This window comes from Achromobacter sp. JCM 18799, assembly GCF_055395645.1.
The window spans coordinates 3547801-3570364 of record NZ_AP043866.1; the positions used below are offsets into that span (position 1 = coordinate 3547801).

The following is a 22564-nucleotide window of genomic DNA, read 5'->3' on the forward strand; positions in this document are numbered from 1 at the left end:
CCTTTTTACTTGGCCATGCCCATGACGCCGGGCAGCCAGAGCGTGATCTGAGGGATATAGGTAATGGCGATCAGCGCCACGAACAGCGGCACCAGCCACGGCAGGATCGCAACCGTGGTCCGTTCCACCGACAGCTTGGACACGCGCGCCAGCACGAACAGCACCATGCCCATGGGCGGATGCAGCAGGCCGATCATCAGGTTCAGCGTCATGATCAGGCCGAAATGGATCGGATCGATGCCCAGCTTGAGCACGATGGGCAGCAGGATCGGCACCAGGATGGTGATGGCGGCTATGGTGTCGATGAAGCAGCCCACGATCAGGATCAGGACGTTGGCCATCAGCAGGAACACCCACTTGTTCTGCGTCACGCTGAGAATGCCGTCGGTCAGCGCCTGGGCCGCCTGGGTGGTGGTCAGCAGCCACGCGAACACCGAGGCGGCGGTGACGATGAACAGCACCGAGGCCGTGGTCTCGATGGTGTCGAAAGTCGCTTTGGCCAGGGTCCGCAAGGTCATGGAGCGATAGCGCACCAAGCCCAGGAACAGCGCCCAGATCACCGCAGCCACGGCGGCCTCGGTGGGCGTGAACCAGCCCAGCGTCATGCCGCCGATCAGGATGACGGGGGCCATCAGCGCCATCACCGCCGAGAAGTTGTAGCGCCAGTCCAGCGCCAGCAACACGGCAAAGGCGATGCCTGCGGCCAGGTTGGCCGACACGCCGGCCTCGGTCATCAGCCAGATCGCCAGCGGGAAGGCCAGCACGATGCCGACTTCCAGCCCGGCGGCGCCCAGCCGCTTCCAGTCGAAGGACACGTCGCCGCCCCAGTTGTTGCGGCGCGCGTAATAGGCCACGGTCAGCATCATCAGCACGGTCAGGACCGCGCCGGGAATCAGGCCGGCCAGGAACAGCGAGCCGATCGACACGTTGGCCATCATGCCGTAGATGACGAAGGGCAGCGACGGCGGGATGATGGGGCCCAGCGTGGCCGAGGCAGCCGTCACGCCCACCGCGAACTCGGTCTCGTAGCCATGGTCCTTCATGGCCTTGATTTCGATGGTGCCCAGACCCGCGGCGTCGGCGATGGCGGTGCCCGACATGCCCGCGAACACCACCGAACCGATGATGTTCACCTGCCCCAGGCCGCCGCGCATCCAGCCCACCAGCGCCACGGCGAAGTTGTAGATGCGGCCGGTAATGCCGGCGATGTTCATCAGGTTGCCGGCCAGGATGAAGAACGGCACGGCCAGCAGAGGAAAGGACTCCACCCCCGCGATCATGCGCTGCGCCACCACCACGTCGGGCACGCTGCCCGAAATCAGCACGAACAGCAGCGATGCGCCCGCCATGGCCACCGCCACCGGCAGGCCGAAGATCATCAACAGCAGAAAGGTTCCGATCAGTATGCCCATGTCTCGCTTCCGGTTGTCGTTGTCGGATTCCGGGGCTGCCCCGGCTAGTCCTGCGACTCGTAGGCCGCGGGGTTTTCCAGGATGGAGTAGCCCTGGCGCCAGTTGCAGACCGACACCTGCACCGAGCGCAGGAACATCAGGACGAATCCCGCCAGCGCCATCCAGTAGACATAGGCCTTGTTCCAGAACAGCGTGGTCATGGGCTCGTCGCCCACCAGTACGATGTAGCGGTAGGTGAGCCACACGGCATAGCCGAAGAACGCCGTGCGCAGCAGGTCGATGATGGTGGCCAGCGCGCGGCCGACGGGGCGCGGCAGGTAGCGGTACAGGAAGTCCACCTGGATGTGGCGGCAGGCGCGCACGCACATGGACGAGCCGATGAACACTACGCCGATCAGGCAATAGACGGCCAGTTCCTCGGTCCAGGCGTAGGAGTCGTTAAGCACATAGCGCGAAAAGAACTGCAGGAAGACCAGCAGCGCCATGACCCAGAATATGCCCAGGCAGATCCAGTCCTCGGGCTGGTAGCCCGCCAGGCTGACCTCGTGGCGGTCGGCTTCCTCGAAACTCTGGACGATCTCCTGCGCCGTGGCGGGCGGCTGGTGCCCCGCGGGATGGACAGGGTTGCTGCTGGCGGCCGCCATCACGGCGGCCTTGGCATCGGAATGCATGGCGTTCCCCTTGTGCGGAATCGGACGGGTCGATGCGGGGCCGCCCGGGCGGCCCCGGGCGCGCTTACTTCACGGCCTGGATCCGTTCCCAATCCGATTTTTCGTAGCCGTACTGCTTGAACGGCACTTTCTCCAGCACGGTGTCGCGGAAGTCCTGGACGTTCACCTCCGCCACGTTCAGGCCGCGCTTGCGGAACACTTCGACCATTTTCTTCTCGCTTTCGGCGACCTCGGCGGAAGCCTTCTCGGCCGCCTGCTGCGCCACTTCGGCGAAGATCTTCTTGTCCTCGTCGGACAGGCTCTTCCACAGCTTGCCCGAGATCACCGTGTTCAGGTGATCGACGATATGGCCCGTGAGGATGATGTTCTTCTGCACTTCGTAGAACTTCTTGGCCTCGATGGTGGTGAGCGGGTTCTCCTGCGCCTCCACGGTGCCGTTCTGCAAAGCCAGGTAGACCTCGGCGAAGGCGATCGGCGCGGTATTGGCGCCGCAGGCGCGCGGCATGGCCAGATAGGCGGCCACGTCAGGCACGCGGATCTTCAGGCCTTTCATTTCGGAACACTTGGTGAAGGGCCGGTTGGACGTGGTCTGGCGCGTGCCGTAGTAGGTGGTGGCGACGATGTGGTTGCCGCTTTTCTCGTCGTAGCCGCGCGTGAGTTCCTTGTAGATATCGCTCTTGGTGTAGGCGATCAGGTGCTCGGGATTGCGGAAGATGTAGGGATAGTAGGTGACGCCGATGCGGGGAAAGCTCTTGGCCGCGAAGCTGGAGCCCGAGATGATCATGTCCACCGTGCCCAGGGTCAGGCCCTGGTTGATGTCGTTTTCCTTGCCCAGCTGCGAGGCCGGGTATACGTCGATCTGGTAGCGGCCGTTGGTGCGCTTGCCGATTTCCTGCGCCGCCCAGACGGAGGCGGTATGGAAGGGTTCGGATGTTTCGTACACGTGGGCCCACTTGAGCTTGGTCTGCGCCATTGCGCTGCCGCTGGCGGCGAGCGCCAGGGCGGCGACCAGCGCCTTGACGGCGTTGCCTAGGTTCATGTCGTCTCCTCGTTGTTTTTTGAATGCCCGGCGTGGCGGCCCATGGTGAGCCGCCAGCGGGGTCACGCTTCAACTACAAGTTGCACCTTGGTACTGCGACTGCGATCCGCCGCCAGCTCGAAGGCCTCGACCGCCTGCGACAACGGCAACTGCGCGCTCATCAGGGGCCGCACGTCCACCTTGCGCGTACGCAGATAGGAGACGGCCCAATCGAACTCCACGCCCGCGCGGAACGCGCCGACGTAGTCGAGCTCCCGCGCCATGATGTTGTTGGCCGGAAACGCGATGCCCTCGGCGGGCAGCGTTCCCACTTGCACAATGCGGCCGCCGCGCCGCGTCGCCGTCAGGCAGGTCGCCAGCGCCGCAGGGCTGCCGGCGGCCTCGATGCTGATGTCGGCGATATCGGCCAGGTCGGCGGGCGCGAGCTGGTCGCTGCGTACGGCCTCGTCGGCGCCGACCTGGCGCGCCATGTCCAGCGGCCGGTCGGCCACGTCCGCCACCGTCACGTGGGCCGCGCCCGCCAGCCTGGCGGCCAGCACGGTCATGCAGCCTATGGTGCCGCCGCCCGTGACCAGCACGCGCTTGCCCATCATCGGACCGGCCCGGTTGACGCCATGCAGTCCGATGGACAGCGGCTCGGCACAGGCGATCTCGCCCAGCGTGACGTCCGCTTCCGGCACCGGCGTGAGTTGGCGTTCGCCCATCACGAAGCGCTCGCGGAACATGCCTTGCACGTGCGGATAGATGCTGGCGCTGCCGAGAAAGCGCATGTTGCGGCACAGATTGTCGCGGCCGGCACGGCAGTAATCGCAGCCCCCGCAAGGGTGGGAAGGATTGATGGCGACCTTCATGCCCGGCGCTACCGACTTCACGGCATCGCCCGTGCGCAGCACCACCCCGGAAGCCTCATGGCCGGGAATCAAGGGTTCGCGGATGACGAAGGCGCCCACGCGGCCATGCAGGAAATAGTGCAGATCGGATCCGCAGATGCCGGCGGCGCCCAGCCTCAGCTCCACTTCGTGCGGCGCCAAGGGCGCGACTTCGTCCGGTTCCAGGCGCAAATCGCGCGCCCCGTGGATGCGACAGGCCAGCGTCATGACGACTTGCTCCTTGGCATTTCGGACGGCCGTAAGGCGCTCATGGTTCCGCCTGCTCCCGGCTGTCCAACGGCAGGCCGGACGCGTCCGCGCCGGGCCAGCTTGCGGTAAGGCGGTCATGCGAGCAGGCCAGATGGTGGTGCATGGCGGCGCGCGCGCCGCGGTCGTCGCCGGCGCGGATGGCGTCGATCACCTTGCGATGTTCGGCGATGGCGGCCTCCCAGCTGGAAGGATTCTCGAAGTAGTCGCCCAGTTTCACGGACAGCGGATTGTGGCGCTCGTCGAACAGTTCGCTCACCACGCGCACCAGCACGGCGTTGTTCGCCATTTCGGCGACACGCAGATGGAACAGCCGGTCTCCGCGGATCGGCACATTGCCGGCCAGCGCCTCGTCTTCCATGGTGCCAACGGCTTCGGCCAACCCGTCCACCAGCGCGGGCGTATTGCGCAACGCGGCCTGCGCGGCCAGTTCGCCCTCGATCACCTGGCGGGCGCGTATGGTTTCCAGCGGGCTTTCGGCGGTCAGGCTGGCGCGCGGCCCGCCCGCCAGGCTTTGCACATAGACGCCCGAACCCATGCGGACTTCCACCCAGCCTTCGACCTCCAGCGCGATCAGCGCCTCGCGCACCGAAGGGCGCGATACGCCGAGCTTGAGCGCGAGATCGCGCTCGGGCGGCAAGCGCGCGCCGGCCGGAAACTCACCCGACTCGATCAGCAGGCGAAGCTGGTCGGCGATCTGGCGATACAGGCGGCGGGGTTCGATGGTCTGGATGGGCATGGACTGCGGGTGTACCGGTGGACAAGTCAGGCCAAAAGGTAAAGTGGCCTTACCAATTGACCAAATCTTGCGCCGGTCCCGGATGCGTCACAATTAGGGTTTGCCCAAAGATGCGCGCGATGGCTTCGCGGGCAATGCATATCTGTTAAAAAGCCGCCACACCCAGCCCATTTTCCGTACCCATGTCACAGAATCCGCATCATTCGCCCTACAAGAGCACCGGCGGCCTGCGCCGCATCCTGAATGCGCTGCGCTACTCCCTGCAGGGCCTGCAGGCGGCCATCAAGTACGAGGCGGCTTTCCGCCAGGAGCTGGCGCTGGCCGTCCTGATGATCCCGGCCGCGTTCTTCCTCGGCCGCACCACGGTTGAAGTGTTTTTCCTGGTGGGCACGGTGATCATGGTGCTGGCGGCGGAGCTGCTGAACTCCGCCATCGAGGCGCTGGCCGACGCGCTTTCCGTCGAATCGCACCCGCTCCTGGGGCGGGCCAAGGACCTGGGCAGCGCCGCCGTGATGCTGCTGCTGATCTTCGCCGGCACGGTCTGGGTCGGCGTGGCCATCAGCCGATTCGTCATGCATTGACACGGCTAGTCATCTCCTGGGAGATGCGCCGCTATTTATACTGGAAGCCATGATGCCTAGATCGACGCCCGACTCCTCTGAGCGCATTGTCATCGTCGGCGGCGGCGCCGGCGGCCTGGAATTGGCAGCCAAGCTGGGCCGCGTGCATGGCCGGCAGCACATCACGCTGGTCGACAGCCGCCCCTTCCATATCTGGAAGCCTTCGCTGCACGAAGCGGCCGCCGGCACGCTGGACATCCACCAGGAAGGCCTGTCCTATCTGATGCTGGCCCACATGAACGGGTTTTCGTTCGCGCAGGGCCGCCTCGAACACATAGACCGCGAGCAGCGCCGGATCACGGTGGACGCCGTGAACGACGCGCAAGGCCAGGAAGTCCTGCCGCGCCGCGAACTGGCCTACGACACGCTGGTGCTGGCCCTGGGCAGCACGTCCAATTTCTTCAATACCCCTGGCGCGGCGGAACACGCGGTCACGCTGGACTCCACCGAGAACGCGGAGCAGTTCCGCCTGACCATGCTCAAGGCCATGGCCCTGGTGGACCAGGCCAAGGTGCGCAATCCTTCGGCCCGGCTGGATCTGGTGATCGTGGGCGGCGGCGCCACGGGCGTCGAGCTGGCGGTGGAGCTGGTCGAGGCCAGCCACGTGGTCAGCGCCTACGGCCTGCCGAATTTCCGCGCCGAACGCGATCTGGCCATCACCCTGGTGGAAGGCGCCCCGCGCATCCTGTCGGCCCTGCCCGAGAAAATCTCGGTCGCGGCCACCAACCGCCTGACGGAACTGGGCATCCGGGTGGAAGCGTCCTGCCGGGTCTCGGAAGTCACCGCCGACAGCGTCAAGACGGCCGACGGCCGCGAATTCCCGGCCCAGCTATGCATGTGGGCGGCGGGCATCCAGGGCCCGGCCCTGTTGGCCGACCTGGACCTGCCGCTGAACAAGGTGGGCCAACTGGAAGTCAATGAACGGCTGGAAACCGCCGATCCGCACATCCTGGCGCTGGGCGACTGCTGCGCCGCGCCGTGGCGCGACGGCCGCAGCGTGCCGGCCCGCGCCCAGGCCGCGCATCAGCAGGCCGACTACCTGGCCAAGAAGCTCACCGCGCGCCTGCGCCATACGCCCGAGCCCACCGCGCCCTACGTCTACGAGGACCACGGTTCGCTGGTGTCGCTGGGCCAGGACGCCGGCGTCGGCAGCCTGATGGGCAAGCTCGCCGGACGAGGACTGTTCGTAAGCGGTACACTGGCACGCCTGATGTACATGAGCCTGCACCTGATGCACCACAAAGCGGTGCTCGGCATCTCGCGTACCGCCTCCCTTGCCCTGGCCCGCCTGCTCATGCGGCGCACGCGCCCGCGGGTCAAACTGCACTGAACTCCCATGAATTTCCTGCAAAAACTCGAACACGCCTGGACCACCAGCAACTCGCTCCTGCAAGTCGGGCTGGATCCCGATCCGCAGCGCTTCCCCCGCGAACTGCAGGACAAGCCGGACGCCATCTTCCAGTTCTGCCGCGACATCGTGGACGCCACCGCGCCCTATGCCTGCAGCTTCAAGCCGCAGATCGCCTACTTCGCCGCGCACCGCGCCGAAGACCAGCTGGAAGCGCTGTGCCAGCACATCCGCGAAAAGCATCCCGACCTGCCCATCGTGCTGGACGCCAAGCGCGGCGACATCGGCTCCACCGCCGAAAACTACGCCCGCGAAGCCTACGAGCGCTACCAGGCGCACGCGCTGACGGTCAGCCCCTACATGGGCCTGGACTCGGTCGAGCCCTATCTGGCGTGGCGCGACCGCGGCGTGATCGTGCTGTGCCGCACCTCCAACCCCGGCGGTTCGGACCTGCAATTCCTGAAGATGGACAATGGCGAGCCGCTGTACCTGCACGTCGCGGGCCTGGTCGCCGACAAATGGAATGCCAACGGCCAGTGCGGCCTGGTGGTGGGCGCGACCTTCCCGAATGAGCTGGCCGCGGTGCGCGCACGCATCGGCGACGCGGTGCCCCTGCTGGTGCCGGGCATCGGCGCCCAGGGCGGCGACATCACCGCCACCGTGAACGCGGGCGCCAACGCGGCCCGCAGCGGCATGATGATCAACTCGTCCCGCGCCATCATCTACGCCAGCGGCGGCGACGACTGGCGCGAGGCCGCCGGCACGGCGGCCAAGGGCCTGCGCGACGCGATCAACGCGGTGCGCTGATCCGGCACGGGGGCCTCGCGCCCCCAACCGCGCAAGCCCAGTCCTTCAGCGCCGGTTGACCGGCGCTCCCAACAACTCCAGCAGCCCGCGCAGCGCGTAGTCCACCGCCGCCTGGCGCACTTGCGCGCGGTCGCCCGGGAACACGTGCGTGACGGCGCGGCTGCTGATGCCTTCGCCCGAACGCTGCGCAAAGCCAAAGCACACCATGCCCACCGGCTTGCCGGGCGTCGCGCCGCCCGGCCCGGCGATGCCGGTCGTGGACACCGCCACATGCGCGGCGGGGGACGCCAGCAGCACGCCGTTGGCCATCTCCAGCGCCACCGGTTCGCTGACGGCGCCAAAGTGATGCAAGGCATCGGGCGACACGTCCAGTTCAGCAACCTTGGCTTCGTTGCTGTAGGTCACGAAGCCGCGCTCGAACCAGTCGCTGGAACCGGCCACCGCCGTCATCGCCCCGGCCAACAGGCCGCCGGTGCAGGATTCCGCCGTGCCCAGCATCCAGCCCTTGCGCCGCAGCGTTTCGCCCAGCCGTTCGGCCAGCGCCAGCGAGGTGGCTTGCGCCAGCTGTTCGGCCGACAGATTGGGCCGGGTGCTTTCTTGTTGTCCGTTCATCCCAAGACTCCTGTGCGCACGACCAGCGCCATGATCAGCAGGGCATATCCGGCCGCCACGATATCGTCCCACATCACGCCGAAACCGCCCTTGATGTGGGCGTCGAAGAACTTGATGGGAGGCGGCTTGACGATGTCGAACGTGCGGAACAGCACGAACGCCAGCGCCTGCGGCAACCAGCCCGCGGGCGTCAGCCAGAGCACCAGCCAGAACGCCACCATCTCGTCCCAGACCATTCCGACATGATCCGACTGCTGGAGTTCACGGCCGACGCGATGGCAGGCCCAGCAGCCGTATAAAAATGCCAGCGCCAGGAATGCGCCGATCGCCCAGTCCGACGCGGCGGGTGCCGCGGCGACCCAGATTGCCCAAGCCAGCAGCGTGCCCCAGGTACCCGAGGCCGGCCGGATCAGGCCGCTGCCGAAGCCGAACGCGATGAGCCGGCCCGGATCGCGGCAGACCCAGGACAAGGGCGGGTAGGCAGTCCGGGCGCGGTCGCGCATGGAGGTAGGACGGTTGTCGGTGGACGGCATGGGTATGCGGGTTGGGACGCGGCGGATCAGGCCGCGGGAAAATGATCGAAACCGGCCGGCAGGTCGTTCAGGGGCTGGCCCTGGCCGTCCAGCACGGACAAGCCCGGCTGCGCCTGGATCTGCCCCACGCGCGTCACGCGCGCGCCGGCCGCAGCCGCCGCCGCAAGCACGGCCTCGCGCCGGGAGGCGGGCGCGGTAAAGCATAGCTGGTAGACGTCGCCGCCACCCAGCACCGCGCGGCGCAGCGGCGCTTCTTGCAGGCCAGCCAGGGCGGGTGACATGGGCATCGCGGCGTAATGCAGCGTGGCGCCCACGCGGCTGGCAGCCAGGATATGGCCCAGGTCCTGCAGCAGTCCGTCGGAAATGTCGATGGCGGCATGGGCGATGCCACGCAAGGCCAGACCCAGCGCTACCTGAGGCTCAGGCCATTCCAGCGCGCCGCGCGTCGCCGCGAGCAGCGCCGCATCGGCAGGGTACTGGCCGTCCAGCAGGCGGTAGGCCACGTCGGCCGCCCCCAGCTCTCCGGATACCCAGATGTCGTCGCCAGCCTGGGCGCCATCCCGGCGCAATGCCCGCCCGGCAGGCACGCCGCCGAACACGGTGACGCTGATGGCAAGGTCATGCGCGCTGCGCGTCGTGTCGCCGCCGATCAGCGGGCAGCCATGGGCGGCGGCCAGCGCGTGGAAGCCTTCGGCAAACGCCGCCAGCCAGGGCTCGTCCAGCCGCGGCAAGGCCAGGCCCAGCACGCAACCGATGGGGCGCGCGCCCATGGCGGCCAGGTCGGACAGGTTTACCGCCAGGGCCTTGTGCCCCAGCGACTTCGGATCCACATCGGGAAAGAAATGGCGGCCTTCCAGCAGCAGGTCCGTGCTGGTGGCCACCTGTTCGCCGGGAGGAACCGGGAACAGGGCGCAATCATCGCCCACGCCCAGCAGGCCGGCAGGAGCCGCGCGGGTGAAATAGCGCGCGATCAAATCAAATTCGGACGCCAAGGCAACTCCGCAGTCCGGCACGGCAGGCCGGCATTGAAACCCACGGGGGCTTGCCGCCCCCACAAATCATGCGGCGCGCCCCGCAACTCGGAAGAAACCCCAACCCACTCCTCGCGCGGCAAGACCTCGCGGCAAGAAACAGGTGCCCCCCCAATCCGGGCCGCGCGGATCCGGCTCCGCCGGTCCGCAGCGGCGCCCCCCTGGGGGGGAAGCGCGCAGCGCTTCGGGGGGAATTACCTCTTATTGACTTCGTGGGCGCGCACGTCGGCCGCCAGCTTGTCGAGCACGCCGTTGACGAACTTGAAACCGTCGGTGCCGCCGAACGATTTGGCCAGTTCGACAGCTTCATTGATGGCGACCTTGTACGGCACTTCGACATGATGGATCAGTTCGAAGCTGCCGATCAGCAGGATGCCATGCTCGACAGGCGACAGTTCGGCCAACGGACGGTCGACGTAGGGCGTGAAACGCTGGCGCAGCGCGGGCGCTTCGCGCAGCACGCCATGCAGCAAGGTCTTGAACCACTGCGCGTCGGCCTCGGAAAAATCCTCGGTGTCGCGCAGATGGGCGTCGATCTCGCCGGCGTCCTGCGTACCCTCGCCGCCGCGCAGCAGCCACGCGTACACGCCCTGCAGGGCGAATTCGCGGGCGCGGCGGCGCGCGCTGCGCGCGTTGGCGCGGGCCTGCGCCGCGCTATCAGCGCTGGTCGTCGTCTTCTTCGTCGTCAAAATCTTCGTCCTCGTCTTCGTCGTCTTCGTCTTCTTCCTCGGGCTCCAGGGCCGCCACCAGGTTGGCCATTTCAACGGCCACCTGGGCGCAATCGCGGCCCTTGCCGGCCGCGCGCGCCTGCGCCTGCTCGTCGGTATCGACGGTCAGCACGCCGTTGGCGACGGGGATGCCGGTTTCCAGGGAAATACGGGTGATTGCCGTGGCCATTTCATTGCTGACCACTTCAAAGTGATAGGTCTCGCCGCGGATGACCGCGCCCAGCGCGATCAGGGCGTCGAATTCAAACGTTTCGGCCATGTGGGACAGGGCCACGCCCAGTTCCAGGGCGCCCGGAACGGTGGCGACCATGACGTCGCGCTCGTCCACGCCCAGTTCGGCCAGTTCCTTCAGGCACGCTTCGAGTTCGGCCTGGCCGATTTCCTCGTTGAAGCGGGCGCGTACGATGCCGATGTGCAGCCCTTCGCCGTTCAGGTCGGGGGTAAGGATGTAAGGGTTCATAGGTCGGCCTTCAGTGTGTTGCGGGAGTATTCGGAGGGTCGCAATCGTAACCCGTAATGGTGAGCGAGAAGCCCGCCATGCTGGGCATCTTGCGCGGGCGGGCCAGCAGCTTCATCTGGCCCACGTGCAGGTCACGCAGAATCTGGGCGCCAATCCCGTAGGTACGCAGGCCGTAGCGGTCGGCGTTGGCGGGGTTGGCCTGGGCCTTAGGATCGTTCCAGCCAGCGATCTGACCAAACAGGTGTTCCGTGGACGACTGGCAGTTCATCAGCACCAACACCCCGGCGGGTGCGGCCGCGATGGCCTGCAAGGCCTGCGCCACGCCCCAACTGTGCGGGCTGGCGCCGGTGTCCAACACGTCCAGCACGGAGGCCGGCTCGTGCACGCGCACCAGCGTCTCGGCGTCGGGAGTCACGTTACCATGCACCAGCGCCAAATGGGCGGAGCCGGTGGCGGCGTCTTCATAGGCCACGGCCTCGAATTCGCCCCAGGCGGTCTGCATCGTGCGCTTGCCCACCCGCTTGACGATGGATTCGTGTTCGCTGCGGTACTGGATCAGGTCGGCGATGGTGCCGATCTTCAGGCCGTGTTCGCGGGCGAACTGCACCAGGTCCGGCAGGCGCGCCATGGTGCCGTCGGGCTTGAGGATTTCGCAGATCACGGCGGCGGGCGTCAGGCCGGCCATGGCGGTCAGGTCGCAGCCCGCCTCGGTGTGGCCGGCGCGCACCAGCACGCCGCCGGGCACGGCGCGCACCGGGAAGATGTGGCCGGGCTGGACCAGGTCAGCTGGCTTGGCATCGCGCGCCACCGCCACCTGGATGGTGCGGGCGCGGTCGGCGGCCGAAATGCCGGTCTCGACGCCTTCGGCGGCCTCGATCGACTGGGTGAAGTTGGTGCCGTAGCGCGTCCCGTTGCGGGCCGCCATCAGGGGCAGATCGAGCTGGCGGCAGCGCTCTTCGGTCAAGGTCAGGCAGACCAGGCCGCGGCCGTGCGTCACCATGAAGTTGATCGCTTCGGGCGTGACGAATTCGGCGGCCATGACCAGGTCGCCCTCGTTTTCACGGTCTTCCTCGTCAACCAGGATGACGATGCGGCCGGCGCGCAGCTCGGCGATGATCTCGGCAACCGTAGCGATGCCGAAGGATTCCGGCTCGGAGCCGGGCAAAGGGGACAACTGGACGGACATGGCGGGCACGTAAACCAGGCGGGAAAGCCCGGATTTTACCGCTCCTGGAGGCGGAACCCCTATCCGGCCCTGCCAGCCCCGCCAGCCGGGGGTGTCCGGTAAACTTTCGCCCGGAGACCACCCCTTAAAAACCGAGCCAAGGAAACCCCACATGCAAGCCCTTGCGGCCATGCCTTTGACCGTCGCGGCGGCCGTCCGCGTCGTGCTGACCGACATCGACGACACGCTGACCACCGAAGGCCGCCTGCCGGCGGACGCCTATGCGGCGCTGGAACGCCTGGAACAGGCCGGCATCCAGGTCGTGCCCATCACCGGCCGCCCGGCCGGCTGGTGCGATCACATCGCCCGCATGTGGCCGGTGCGCGCCGTGGTCGGCGAAAACGGCGCCTTCTATTACGCCTACGACCGCCAGGCCCGCCGCATGACCACCCACTACTGGACCGACGCCGCCTCGCGCCAGGCCAGCCGCAGGAAGCTGGACGCCATCCGCGACCGCGTCCTGGCCGAAGTGCCCGGCGCCGCCGTGGCCAGCGACCAGGACTACCGCGTGGCCGACCTGGCCATCGATTTCTGCGAGGACGTGCCTGCCCTGCCCGATTCCGCCATCAGCCGGATCGTCCAGATCTTCGAGGAAGCCGGCGCCCAGGCCAAGGTCAGCTCCATCCACGTCAACGGCTGGTTCGGCGACTACGACAAGCTCACCATGACGCGCACCATGTTCCAGCGCGAGTTCGGCGCGGACGTGGCCGGCGCCCTGGACAGCACCCTGTTCATCGGCGACTCGCCCAACGACGAGCCCATGTTCGCCTACTTTCCGATTTCGGTCGGCGTGGCCAACATCCAGGCCCAGCTGCACCGCCTGACCCACCGCCCCGCCTTCGTCGCCGCCCACCATGGCGGCGCGGGCTTCGTCGAAATGGCCGACCGGCTGCTCGCCGCGCGGTCCACCCAAGCACAGCCGGCCTGAGGTCCGCACACCGTGGCGACATCCCCTTCCGCTTCCTCCCCGGCCGCCAACGACGGCCGCCGCAGCATCCAGTCGATCGAGGTGGGCGTGCCGCTGCTGGCCGCCCTGGTCGACGCCGGCAAGCCCCTGACCCTGCGCGACCTGGCCGCGGGCGCCGGCATGACCTCGGCCAAGGCGCACCCCTACCTGGTCAGCTTCATCCGGGTCGGCCTGGTGCAGCAGGACGCCATCACCGGCCAGTACGAGCTCGGCCCCTTCGCCCTGCAGATGGGGCTGGTCAGCCTGCAACGCCTGGACCCGGTGCGCGTCGCCATGCCCGAGATCGCCAAGCTGCAATCGGAGATCGGCCACACCCTGGGCATTGCCGTGCTCGGCTCGCACGGCCCCACCATGATCCACATGACCGAGGCCAGCTACCCGGTCCACGTGAACATGCGCAAAGGCACGGTGATGTCCATGCTGCACACGGCCACCGGCCTGGTGTTCGCGGCCTGGCTGCCGCCCAAGGTCAGCGAACACTACATCGCGCGCGAGGAAGGCGACACCGCCGTCATCGCCAGCACGCCGCCCCCGCGCAAGGCCTCCCGCGCCAATATCGAGGCACAGCTGGCGGACATCCGCGTGCACGGCATGGCGCGCGCGCTGGGCAACCCGCTGCCGGGCGTGGACGCGCTGTCGGTCCCGGTTTTCGACAACACCGGCAACATCGTCCTGGCCCTGACCAGCCTGGGTCCCACCGGGCTGTTCGACGTGGCATGGGACGGCGCCATCGCCCGGCCGCTGCTGGCCTGCGCGCAGGAAATCTCGCGCAAGCTCGGGCACCGGAGTTGACCGGATGAAATTCGCGCAAAAACGAACATAAATCGAACAAAGCGAACAAAAGCCGAAAAGAAACACAGGGACTTTCCCGAGTGCGTCCCCTCCTCTTCCATGTTTGAATTCAGGTTGAATTAAGTGACATGTCACACAAACAAAGAAAGAGGAGACACAAGATGCAAGCTCTGCGCCTGCTTCAAGCGGCTACGCTGGCCGCCTTCGCCCTGGGCGCGTCCGCCGCGCAAGCCGCCGACGCCTGCCCCAACCGCGGCGACCTGGACCAGATGTACTGCGACGCCAACAAGGACCTGGTGGCCGACACGCCCACCGATCCGGCCAAGCTGAAGACCCCGTCCACCCTGGTGTTCACCTACACCCCGGTGGAAGACCCGGCGGTCTACGAAGACATCTTCAAGCCCTTCACCAAGCACCTGTCCGAATGCACGGGCAAGCGCGTGGTGTTCTATCAGGTGCAAAGCAACGCCGCGGAAATCGAGGCCATGCGCTCGGGCCGCCTGCACGTGGGCGGCTTCTCGACCGGCCCGACCGCCTTCGCCGTGAACATCGCGGGCGCAGTGCCGTTCGCGGTCAAGGGCTATGCCGACGGCTTCCAGGGCTACAACCTGATCGTCATCGTCAAGAAGGACAGTCCCTACCAGAAGCTGACCGACCTCAAGGGCAAGAAGCTCGCGCACACCGCGCCGTCCTCGAACTCTGGCCACATGGCGCCGGTGGCGCTGTTCCCCAAGGAAGGCCTGACCCCCGACAAGGACTACAAGGTCATCTTCTCCGGCAAGCACGACCAGTCTGTCATGGGCGTGAACTCCGGCGACTACGACGCCGCGGCCGTGGCCTCGGACGTGTTCAAGCGCATGGTCGAGCGTGGCCAGGTCAAGGAAGCCGACTTCCGCGTGATCTACAAGAGCGAGAAGTTCCCGACCTCGTCGTTCGCCTACGCGCATGACCTGGAGCCCAAGTTCCGCGACCAGATGCTCAAGTGCTTCTACGACTACCGCTTCCCCGCGGAAATGTCCAAGGCCTTCGACGGCGCCGACCGCTTCTATCCGGTGACCTACGAGAAGGACTGGGCCATCGTGCGCCAGGTCGCCGAATCGGGCGGCGAAAGTTTCAACCGCGCTGCCTACGACCGCGAATCCGCCAAGAGCAAGAAGTAATTCCGTATGACGACGTCGCTACGCATTTCCGGCCTGGTGAAGGAATACCGGGCCGGCCGGCCGGTACTCAACGGCATCGACCTGCAAATCGCGGGACAGGGGCTGACCGCCATCATCGGCCCCTCGGGCACCGGTAAAAGCACGCTACTGCGTTGCATCAACCGGCTGATCGAACCCACCAAGGGCGAGATCGTGCTGCAGTCGAAGGACGGGTCCGTGGACTTGGCCCGCGTGCGCGGCGCGTCGCTGCGCCGCGCGCGCCGCCGCATCGGCATGGTGTTCCAGGAATACAACCTGGTCGAACGCCTGACGGTCATGGAAAACCTCCTGACCGGACGGCTGGGCTACACCTCCGCCGTCAAGGCATGGATGCGCCGCTTCGAGCCCGAGGACATCCAGCATGCCTACAAGCTGCTGGACACCGTGGGCCTGGCGGGTTTCGCCGACCAGCGCGCCGATGCGTTGTCGGGCGGCCAGCGCCAGCGCGTGGGCATTGCCCGCGCGCTGATGCAACGCCCGCAGCTGCTGCTGGCCGACGAGCCCACCTCCTCGCTGGATCCCAAGACCTCCGTCGAGATCATGGAACTGCTGTCCGAGCAGGGCAGCGCCACCGGCATTCCCGTCATCGTCAACATCCACGACGTCGAACTCGCCCGCCGCTATGCCACCCGCATCGTCGGCATGTCCGGCGGCCACGTGGTCTATGACGGCGACGGCCAGGGGCTGGACGCCGCCATGCTCAAGACTATCTACGGAGGCGAGTCTTGGCTGGAATGATCCAACCCAAGGGCGCCCGCCCCTTCGCCATGTCCGGGCGCGCCAAGGCCGGCGTGCTGTTGCTGCTGGCCTACACGCTGTACGCGGGCGCGCAGCTGGACTTCAGCTGGGCGCGCTTTGAAACCGGCATGGGCCACGCGTCCACCTTTCTTGCGCGCATGTTTCCGCCCAACTTCGAAAAGCCCGCCACCTTGTGGAAGGGCATCGCGGAAAGCCTGGAGATCGCGGTACTGGCCTCGGTCCTGGGCATCATCATCGCCCTGCCCATCGGCTTGCTGGGCGCGCGCAACATGATGCCCACCTGGGTATCCTGGCCCGCCCGCGCCATCGTGGCCCTGTGCCGCGCGCTGCACCCGGTCATCGTCGCCATCCTGTTCGTCAAGGCGGTGGGCTTCGGCGCGCTGGCCGGCATTCTGGCGCTGACGGTGGCCTCGGTCGGCTTCATCGGCAAGCTGTTCACCGAAGCCATCGAAGAGATTTCGTTGAAGCAGGTGGAAGCCGTGCGCGCCACCGGCGCCTCGTTCGCCAACGTGATCATCTTCGGCGTGCTGCCGCAGGTGTTCGCCCGCTTCATCGGCTTTGCCACCTACCAGTTCGACTCCAACCTGCGCAACTCCACCATGGTGGGGATCGTCGGCGCGGGCGGCGTGGGCGGCACGCTGTTCTCGGCGTTCCAGCGCTTTGACTATGACTTCGTCAGCGCCATCCTGCTGACCCTGATCGCCATCATCATGCTGGGCGAAATCCTGGCGGGCTTCGTGCGCGCCGTGTTCCTGGACAACCTGGGTTTCGACCGCATCCTGCAAGGCCGCTTCGCGGGTGCGCGCGGCCTCGGGGGCAGCGCAACGCCGGTCAAGCGCCGCGCGGAGGTGGACGAATGAACGCCCACGCCTCCACCTTCAATCCGGCGGGTTCGCCGCGTGTCTGGCAGCGCTACAGCATGGGCCAGCGCCTGTTGCGCTTTGCGCTCTACCTGCTGGTGGTCGCGGCCATCGTGCAGGCGATCCGCGGCGTCGAGATCATCCCGGAGTTCCTGTACGACGCGCCCGAGCAGATGGCCGACCTGTTCCGGCGCATGTGGCCGATAGACTGGGCCTACTACCCGGAAGGCGTGCACGGCGCGCTGATCGAAACGCTGCACATCGCCACGCTGGGCACCATCCTGTCCGTGGTGATGGCGGTGCCGGTGGGCTTGCTCGCGGCCAACAATCTCACGCCCAGCAAAACCGTCAACATGCTGGCCAGGTTGATCCTGGTGTCCAGCCGTTCGGTCAACTCGCTGGTGTGGGCGCTGCTGTTCATCGCCATCTTCGGGCCGGGCGCGCTGGCCGGCACGCTGGCCATTGCGTTCCGTTCCATCGGCTTCGTCGGCAAGCTGGTCGGCGAAGCCATCGAGGAAGCGCAGCGCGGCCCGATCGAGGCCGTCACCGCCACCGGCGCCAGCAAGGCATCGGTGATCTGGTATGCCTACTGGCCGCAGATCCGCCCCGCCTTCTGGTCCATCGTGCTGCTGCGCTGGGACATCAATGTGCGCGAGTCGGCCGTGCTCGGGCTGGTGGGCGCCGGCGGCATCGGCATGGCGCTGGACACCGCGCTGAACCTGTTCCAATGGGACCGCGTGGCCCTGGTGCTGGCCGCCATCTTCGCCGTGGTCGTGGTGGCCGAAATCATCATCACCCAGGTCCGCAAACGCATTCTCTGACGCGTCCGCGGATCCCTACAGCGTTCCTTTGCTCCGCCCGGACAACGGGCGGTTTTTTTTGCGCCGACGAATCAGAACCGCACGCTCACCCCGGCCCTGACGCCGTGGTCCTGCGCCCCGCTTGCGAGCTGCCCTTGGTATGACAGATCGAACGACACCTTGCGCGACACCTGCACATCCAGCCCCGCCTCCAGCACGGCGCTGTTCTTGGCGATGGGCACGCCGGCCACGGTAAAGGCATCGCCAGCGGAGAATGCCTGGGTCGCTGTGGGCTTCAAGTCACCGAAGGCGTAGCGCCAGCCCAGCGATCCCCGGGCCGTGGCTTGCGCGCCGCCCAGCTCGAACCCGGACATGACCCGCGAGCCGAGCGTCGTGTAGGTGGTCTCGGTGGTCTGGCTGCTTGCGCGCAGCGCCGCTGCGCCGCCGCTCTCGTTGTAGCCGTCGGTCTTGAGATTGACGTAAGCCAGGTTGGCGAACGGCTCGAACGCGGCGACGCTAGTGTCGATGCGATAGCTGAGGTCGGCAAAAGCCTGGACCGTGCGGCCATCGTAATTGGCCTTGAGGCGGTCTGAGTAGCCGGGCATGGAAACCGAGCGCCGGGTGGCGATGTCGTGCCAGCTATAGGCCAGCCCGCCACGCAGGCCCAGCGCGCCCCATTGGCCGCCGCCATAGGCGCCGAGATGGTAGTTGTCGCTGTCGCCCGAAGACGCGCGGTCGCGCACGTCGAAATCCGTGCGGGTGTAGCCCGCCATCAGGCCCAGCCGCCAGGCGTCGGACACTGGCGCATCCGCGCCCAGCAGAAAGCCGCCCGTCGAACTCTTGACCTGCGCGGCATTGCCGTCGCCATCGGTCTGGCGCCAGAAACCCAGCCCCTGTATCCAGCTGGCTGGCCCCATCGCCGTTGCCGGAGCCAGGCGGGCGCCGCCCCCGGCGGACGCCAGCACCGGCGCCGCCGAAGCGCCGACCGCGCCTGCGGCCGAACGCAGGCGCTCGTTGGCGGCGTCGCGCACGTAGCGGCTGTCCTCCAGCAGCACGGTCTTGGCCGATGCATGGATTTCGCCGGATAGCTGGTCGAAGCTGGAGCGCAACAGGCCCTTGTCGTCCGGCAGCACGGCGATCGCATCGTATAGCCCATTGCCCGCCGCCATGCCGATGCTGTCGATGGCGCCCGCTGCGGCGTGCTGGTTGCGCGTGTTGGCGGCCGAAGCCATTGCGGTGCCGTTGCGCGTCAATTCCAGCGAGACGCGGCCGGCGCCGTAGTCATAGCCAAGTTTCGGCGTCAGGAAGGCATAGTCGGAGGTCACCGTGTCGAAGCGGCCGGACAAGGTGCCATCAGCCGCCAATATCGTGTAGACGGAACGCAGCCCGTAGCCGCCGCCGATGCCGATATGCGCGACGGAGCCGCCATTGATCGTGGCATTGCCGGTGACATGGATGAGATCGGCATCGGCGCCCTGCGGATTGGTTTCCACGGCGTAGCGCGCGCCACTCTCGATGACAAGATTGCCATCGACAGTCAGCGTGCCGATGGAATTGCCCGGCGCCAGCGTGCCGCCGGCCGCCACCGTCACCACCGAGCCGACGCCCGAGCCTATGGTCCCCCGGCCTCCGAGCACGCCGCCCTGGCCGATGGTGAGCGCGCCGCCCAGCTTGCCGTTCAAGGCCAGCCGGCCGCCCAGCACCGTGGTGCTGCCGGTAAAGCCCGAGCTGTCGCCGGTCAGCCCCAGCGTGCCGGCGCCGTTCTTGACCAGCGCGCCGCCGCCGGAGATGGCGCCACCGAACGTTGCATTCGCGCCTTGGTCGAACACCAGGGTGCCGTTGTTATCGACATTGCCCCGGATCGACCCGGCATTGCCGATCAGCGCGCCCTCCTGGATCTGGGTGTTGCCATAGGCGTTGCCCGCGTTGTCCAGCCGCAGCGTGCCGGCGCCGGTCTTGATCAGGTCGGCATTGCCCGAGACTGCGCCGACCAGCCCCAGCGTCGCGCCGCCAGCCACCTCGAAGCGTCCGGCCTGGGTCAGCGTCATGGCGCGCGCGGTATCGAAGGACGCCGATGCCGCCAGCGTGCCGCCGCTGAAGGCCACACCGCCAGACGCTGCTCCCAGGTTCGCATCGCTTGCGACCTGCAAGGTGCCTGCGGCGATCGTAGTGCCGCCGCCATAGCTGTTGTTGCCGCTGAGAACCAGCGTACCGCCGCCGCTCTTGGCCAGCGCGCCTGCGCCCGAGACCGCGCCGGTCAGGCCCAGCGTGGCGCCCGTGGTCACGTCGAATCGCCCCGACTGCGCCAAGGCGACCGTGCGCGCGGTGTCGAAGGTGGCCGTGGCCGCGAGCGTGCCGTCGCCGAAGGCCAGGCCGCCGGCCGTTGCCCCCAGGTTGGCATCGCGGTCGATCTGCAGCGTGCCGCTGGCAATCGTCGCCCCCCCGCCGTGGCTATTGTTGCCGCTCAAGACCATCGTGCCCGCGCCGCTCTTGACCAGGGCCCCCGCGCCCGACACCGCGCCGGTCAAGCCCAGCGTGGTGTCCGCCGCGACGTCGAAACGTCCGCTCTGCGCCAGCGTGACGGCGCGCGCGGTGTCGAAGCTGGCGGTGGTCGCCAGCGTGCCGTCGCCGAAACGCAGCCCTCCGGCGGCAGCGCCCAGGTTGGCATCGCGATCGACCTGCAACGTGCCGCCTACGATGGCCGTGCCGCCGCTGTACGTGTTGGCGCCTTGCAGCACCAGCGTGCCAGCGCCGGCCTTGGTCAAGCTCTTGCCGTCCCAACCGGCGGCGGCATTGGCGGCCTGGTCGGAAAGCGGCACCCCCAGCGTGAACCGGTTCGACGCATCAGCCAGCGTGAAAGTGCCATGGGCCAGGTTGTTGTTGGCGGTCCAGCTCAGGTCGTAGGTGGCAAGGTACTGCTTGTTGTCCGCGGACTTGCGCGTGTTGACGGTGAGATAGTCGACCTCTCCGGTAAAACCGCCCACGCTGACGGCGCCGAAATCACCGTCAATACCGCCCGTGGGCGCCTCGATCAACACGGTATTGAGCCCGCTCTTGTCGGCGATGCCGCTCAGCCTGAACACCACGCCATCGCCCAGCGTGACCTTGTTTGCCTGCAACAACGGGCTGCCCGTGCCGGCCATCAAGTCCAACACTGTGCCGTCGGCCATTTCCACGTCGCCCGTGACCGCCAGCGTGGCGCCCCGATGCACCGCCAGCGTGCTGCCGGCGCCTGAGACATTCAGGTTGCCGCTCAGGGTGTTGGCCGCGCCCGTGGCGCCATCGCCGTACTGCAAGACCCCGCCCGTGACGGCGGCCGAACCTCCCAACTGGCCCAGCACCACCAGCTTGCCGCCCGACACCGTGGTCCTGCCCCGGAATGAGCTATTGGCGCCCGTCAGCAACGTGGTACCGGCGATCTGGTTCAGACTATGTGTGCCGGCGCCTGTGCTCAACAGCCGCGTCGAAAACGTGTACGCGGGCTCGGTATGGTTGAAGTTCACGGTGGCAATACCGGCGCCGAACTGGATCGCGCTGGCGTTGAGCGTGCCGGCGCCTACGGCCGGCTGCCCCGCCGCCGCGCCGATATTGATCGTGCCGGTGGTGGGAAAGATAAAAAACCGGTCCTGCGCCAGCGAAACGGTCCCCCCACCGTTCGCGCCGACGTTGACAGCGCCGCCTTGCGCGATCGTCAGGGTGCCCGCCCCCAATCCCGTACCGAACCCCAGGATCATCGCGCCGCTGTTGTCCCAGATGGAGCCGGCGCCACGGACAACGACGCTGCCGTTGCCATTCACGCTGCCCACATAGCTGTCTTTGTTCGAGACGAAGCCCCCCGCCTCGATACTCAGAATGCCCCGACCGTACACATCGCCCACCCTGAGCTCGCCGCTATTGGTCCAGGCCGAGCCGCGTCCCGACACCAGGAAGACGCCGCTGCCGTCCTCCTCGCGCCCGACGACGCCATCGACGCTGGTCACATACCCACCCGCCAGAATCGAAACGCTGCCCATCCCGCCTTCGGTGCCAACCAGCAGCGTTGCGCGATTGCTCCAGAGCGACCCGACATCGGAAACCGTCACTTTCGCCGCTCCGTTCTGCTGAGCAGCCACCGTTGCAAACTGGTTCGAGACCGTACCGGTACTGGAGATGCTCAGCTCTCCGAGTCCGGCGCCGCCGACAAAAAGGTTGTCCGTCAGCGCCCAGGTCGAACCGGGGCTGAACACGCTGACCCGGGCCGTGGCGCCGGGAGCTTGCCCGGCATCGATACGTCCTTCGGTGGTACCCAGAATGTTGAGAATCTGCAAGCTCCCACCCGTGACGGTGGTCTTGCCGACGAAGCCTGAACTGTCGCCGACCAGCCGCGTGGAGCCTGCATAGTGCTTGAGCTGATGCGTGCCTGCATCCCTGCTGACCAGCGCCGCGCCGAAGTCGTGAAAACTGTTGGTGTTGAAGTTCAGCGTACCCGTGCCCGCGCCGAACTCGAGTAGCGACGTCGCCAGGAAACCCGCGCCCACGGGTGCAGCGCCAGGAGCCGCGCCGATGTTGATCGTGCCTTGAGCCGAGGCCGAGTCGGCCAGAATCACCGTGTAGCCCGGCGATATCGTCACCTGGCCGCCGTCGGCGGCGGTCAATGTTCCTACACCGGATATGCCCACATATAGCGGGGCGAAGGCCACCAAATTTGGACCTGAGTAGGGTGCGAAAGTAGTATCGCCGGTAAAGGTGACCATCGGCCCCGCCTGCGCTTGGCCGGCCGCGCCCAGGGCCGCCAGCAGCATCGCCATGAAGGGCAGGCGTCTGCGCACGGATCTGCTTGCATGGCG

21 protein-coding genes are annotated in these 22564 nt (G+C 67.2%); 9 read left to right on the forward strand and 12 right to left on the reverse strand.

The window, feature by feature from the left end; all coding sequences use genetic code 11:
- Positions 1-5 precede the first annotated feature (5 nt).
- The 5 genes from ACZ5YA_RS16760 to ACZ5YA_RS16780 all read right to left on the reverse strand — a co-directional run bounded on the left by ACZ5YA_RS16760 (position 6) and on the right by ACZ5YA_RS16780 (position 4997).
- Positions 6-1412 (reverse strand): TRAP transporter large permease, encoded by a 1407-nt coding sequence (locus ACZ5YA_RS16760; protein WP_059371373.1) that lies wholly within the window; start codon positions 1410-1412, stop codon positions 6-8.
- A 44-nt stretch (positions 1413-1456) separates the two neighbouring features.
- Positions 1457-2083: a TRAP transporter small permease gene (locus tag ACZ5YA_RS16765; RefSeq protein ID WP_205736580.1), complete on the reverse strand. Its 627-nt coding sequence runs from the start codon at positions 2081-2083 to the stop codon at positions 1457-1459.
- A 64-nt stretch (positions 2084-2147) separates the two neighbouring features.
- Entirely contained in the window at positions 2148-3122 is a 975-nt protein-coding gene (locus tag ACZ5YA_RS16770) for a sialic acid TRAP transporter substrate-binding protein SiaP (RefSeq protein ID WP_059371372.1), read from the reverse strand.
- A 62-nt stretch (positions 3123-3184) separates the two neighbouring features.
- Complete coding sequence (locus ACZ5YA_RS16775; protein WP_464092821.1) at positions 3185-4219, reverse strand: L-idonate 5-dehydrogenase; 1035 nt, start codon at positions 4217-4219, stop codon at positions 3185-3187.
- Positions 4220-4259: 40 nt separating this feature from the next.
- Positions 4260-4997, reverse strand: a complete 738-nt coding sequence (locus ACZ5YA_RS16780; protein ID WP_059371370.1) for a FadR/GntR family transcriptional regulator — start codon at positions 4995-4997, stop codon at positions 4260-4262.
- A gap of 182 nt (positions 4998-5179) precedes the next feature.
- On the opposite strand from ACZ5YA_RS16780, the gene ACZ5YA_RS16785 reads away from it, so the two are divergent.
- Genes ACZ5YA_RS16785 through pyrF form a run of 3 tightly spaced genes read left to right on the forward strand, consistent with a single transcriptional unit; the run spans position 5180 to position 7772 of the window.
- On the forward strand, positions 5180-5578 hold the full coding sequence (locus tag ACZ5YA_RS16785; RefSeq protein ID WP_054451923.1) for a diacylglycerol kinase: 399 nt from the start codon (positions 5180-5182) through the stop codon (positions 5576-5578).
- A gap of 49 nt (positions 5579-5627) precedes the next feature.
- The gene (locus tag ACZ5YA_RS16790) at positions 5628-6947 is read left to right on the forward strand and encodes an NAD(P)/FAD-dependent oxidoreductase (RefSeq protein ID WP_118931353.1); all 1320 of its coding nucleotides are present in this window, start codon (positions 5628-5630) and stop codon (positions 6945-6947) included.
- Positions 6948-6953: 6 nt separating this feature from the next.
- Positions 6954-7772 (forward strand): orotidine-5'-phosphate decarboxylase, encoded by an 819-nt coding sequence (gene pyrF, locus ACZ5YA_RS16795; protein WP_054451925.1) that lies wholly within the window; start codon positions 6954-6956, stop codon positions 7770-7772.
- 45 nt (positions 7773-7817) lie between these two features.
- Here the strand turns inward: pyrF and ACZ5YA_RS16800 are convergent, their stop codons facing one another.
- From ACZ5YA_RS16800 to ribBA, 6 genes are all read right to left on the reverse strand, one after another.
- Positions 7818-8384: a CinA family protein gene (locus ACZ5YA_RS16800; RefSeq protein ID WP_059371368.1), complete on the reverse strand. Its 567-nt coding sequence runs from the start codon at positions 8382-8384 to the stop codon at positions 7818-7820.
- Complete coding sequence (locus tag ACZ5YA_RS16805; protein ID WP_059371493.1) at positions 8381-8887, reverse strand: phosphatidylglycerophosphatase A family protein; 507 nt, start codon at positions 8885-8887, stop codon at positions 8381-8383. The genes ACZ5YA_RS16800 and ACZ5YA_RS16805 overlap by 4 nt, the downstream gene beginning before the upstream one ends.
- Before the next feature lie 56 nt (positions 8888-8943).
- Positions 8944-9909 carry a thiamine-phosphate kinase gene (thiL, locus tag ACZ5YA_RS16810; RefSeq protein WP_251879238.1) on the reverse strand — a complete coding sequence of 322 codons (966 nt, stop codon included), beginning with the start codon at positions 9907-9909 and terminating at the stop codon, positions 8944-8946.
- A gap of 233 nt (positions 9910-10142) precedes the next feature.
- Complete coding sequence (gene nusB, locus ACZ5YA_RS16815) at positions 10143-10637, reverse strand: transcription antitermination factor NusB (protein WP_059371366.1); 495 nt, start codon at positions 10635-10637, stop codon at positions 10143-10145.
- Entirely contained in the window at positions 10606-11136 is a 531-nt protein-coding gene (gene ribH, locus ACZ5YA_RS16820; RefSeq protein ID WP_006391339.1) for a 6,7-dimethyl-8-ribityllumazine synthase, read from the reverse strand. Before ribH ends, nusB begins: the two co-directional genes overlap by 32 nt.
- A 10-nt stretch (positions 11137-11146) precedes the next feature.
- Positions 11147-12322 (reverse strand): bifunctional 3,4-dihydroxy-2-butanone-4-phosphate synthase/GTP cyclohydrolase II, encoded by a 1176-nt coding sequence (gene ribBA / locus ACZ5YA_RS16825; RefSeq protein ID WP_059371492.1) that lies wholly within the window; start codon positions 12320-12322, stop codon positions 11147-11149.
- Between the two features lie 151 nt (positions 12323-12473).
- Between ribBA and ACZ5YA_RS16830 the strand changes: the two genes are divergently transcribed.
- From ACZ5YA_RS16830 to phnE (ACZ5YA_RS16855), 6 genes are all read left to right on the forward strand, one after another.
- Complete coding sequence (locus ACZ5YA_RS16830) at positions 12474-13289, forward strand: HAD-IIB family hydrolase (protein WP_059371365.1); 816 nt, start codon at positions 12474-12476, stop codon at positions 13287-13289.
- A 12-nt stretch (positions 13290-13301) separates the two neighbouring features.
- Positions 13302-14120: an IclR family transcriptional regulator gene (locus ACZ5YA_RS16835; protein WP_059371364.1), complete on the forward strand. Its 819-nt coding sequence runs from the start codon at positions 13302-13304 to the stop codon at positions 14118-14120.
- A 161-nt stretch (positions 14121-14281) separates the two neighbouring features.
- Positions 14282-15280: a phosphate/phosphite/phosphonate ABC transporter substrate-binding protein gene (gene phnD, locus ACZ5YA_RS16840; protein WP_059371363.1), complete on the forward strand. Its 999-nt coding sequence runs from the start codon at positions 14282-14284 to the stop codon at positions 15278-15280.
- A gap of 6 nt (positions 15281-15286) precedes the next feature.
- Positions 15287-16057 carry a phosphonate ABC transporter ATP-binding protein gene (phnC, locus tag ACZ5YA_RS16845; protein WP_054451933.1) on the forward strand — a complete coding sequence of 257 codons (771 nt, stop codon included), beginning with the start codon at positions 15287-15289 and terminating at the stop codon, positions 16055-16057.
- Positions 16054-16938 (forward strand): phosphonate ABC transporter, permease protein PhnE, encoded by an 885-nt coding sequence (gene phnE / locus ACZ5YA_RS16850; RefSeq protein ID WP_118931355.1) that lies wholly within the window; start codon positions 16054-16056, stop codon positions 16936-16938. The genes phnC and phnE (ACZ5YA_RS16850) overlap by 4 nt, the downstream gene beginning before the upstream one ends.
- A complete protein-coding gene (gene phnE / locus ACZ5YA_RS16855) occupies positions 16935-17759 on the forward strand; it encodes a phosphonate ABC transporter, permease protein PhnE (protein WP_251879234.1) in 825 nt (274 codons plus the stop codon). The genes phnE (ACZ5YA_RS16850) and phnE (ACZ5YA_RS16855) overlap by 4 nt, the downstream gene beginning before the upstream one ends.
- A 71-nt stretch (positions 17760-17830) precedes the next feature.
- Here the strand turns inward: phnE (ACZ5YA_RS16855) and ACZ5YA_RS16860 are convergent, their stop codons facing one another.
- Positions 17831-22546: an autotransporter domain-containing protein gene (locus ACZ5YA_RS16860; protein WP_464092855.1), complete on the reverse strand. Its 4716-nt coding sequence runs from the start codon at positions 22544-22546 to the stop codon at positions 17831-17833.
- Positions 22547-22564: the final 18 nt, after the last annotated feature.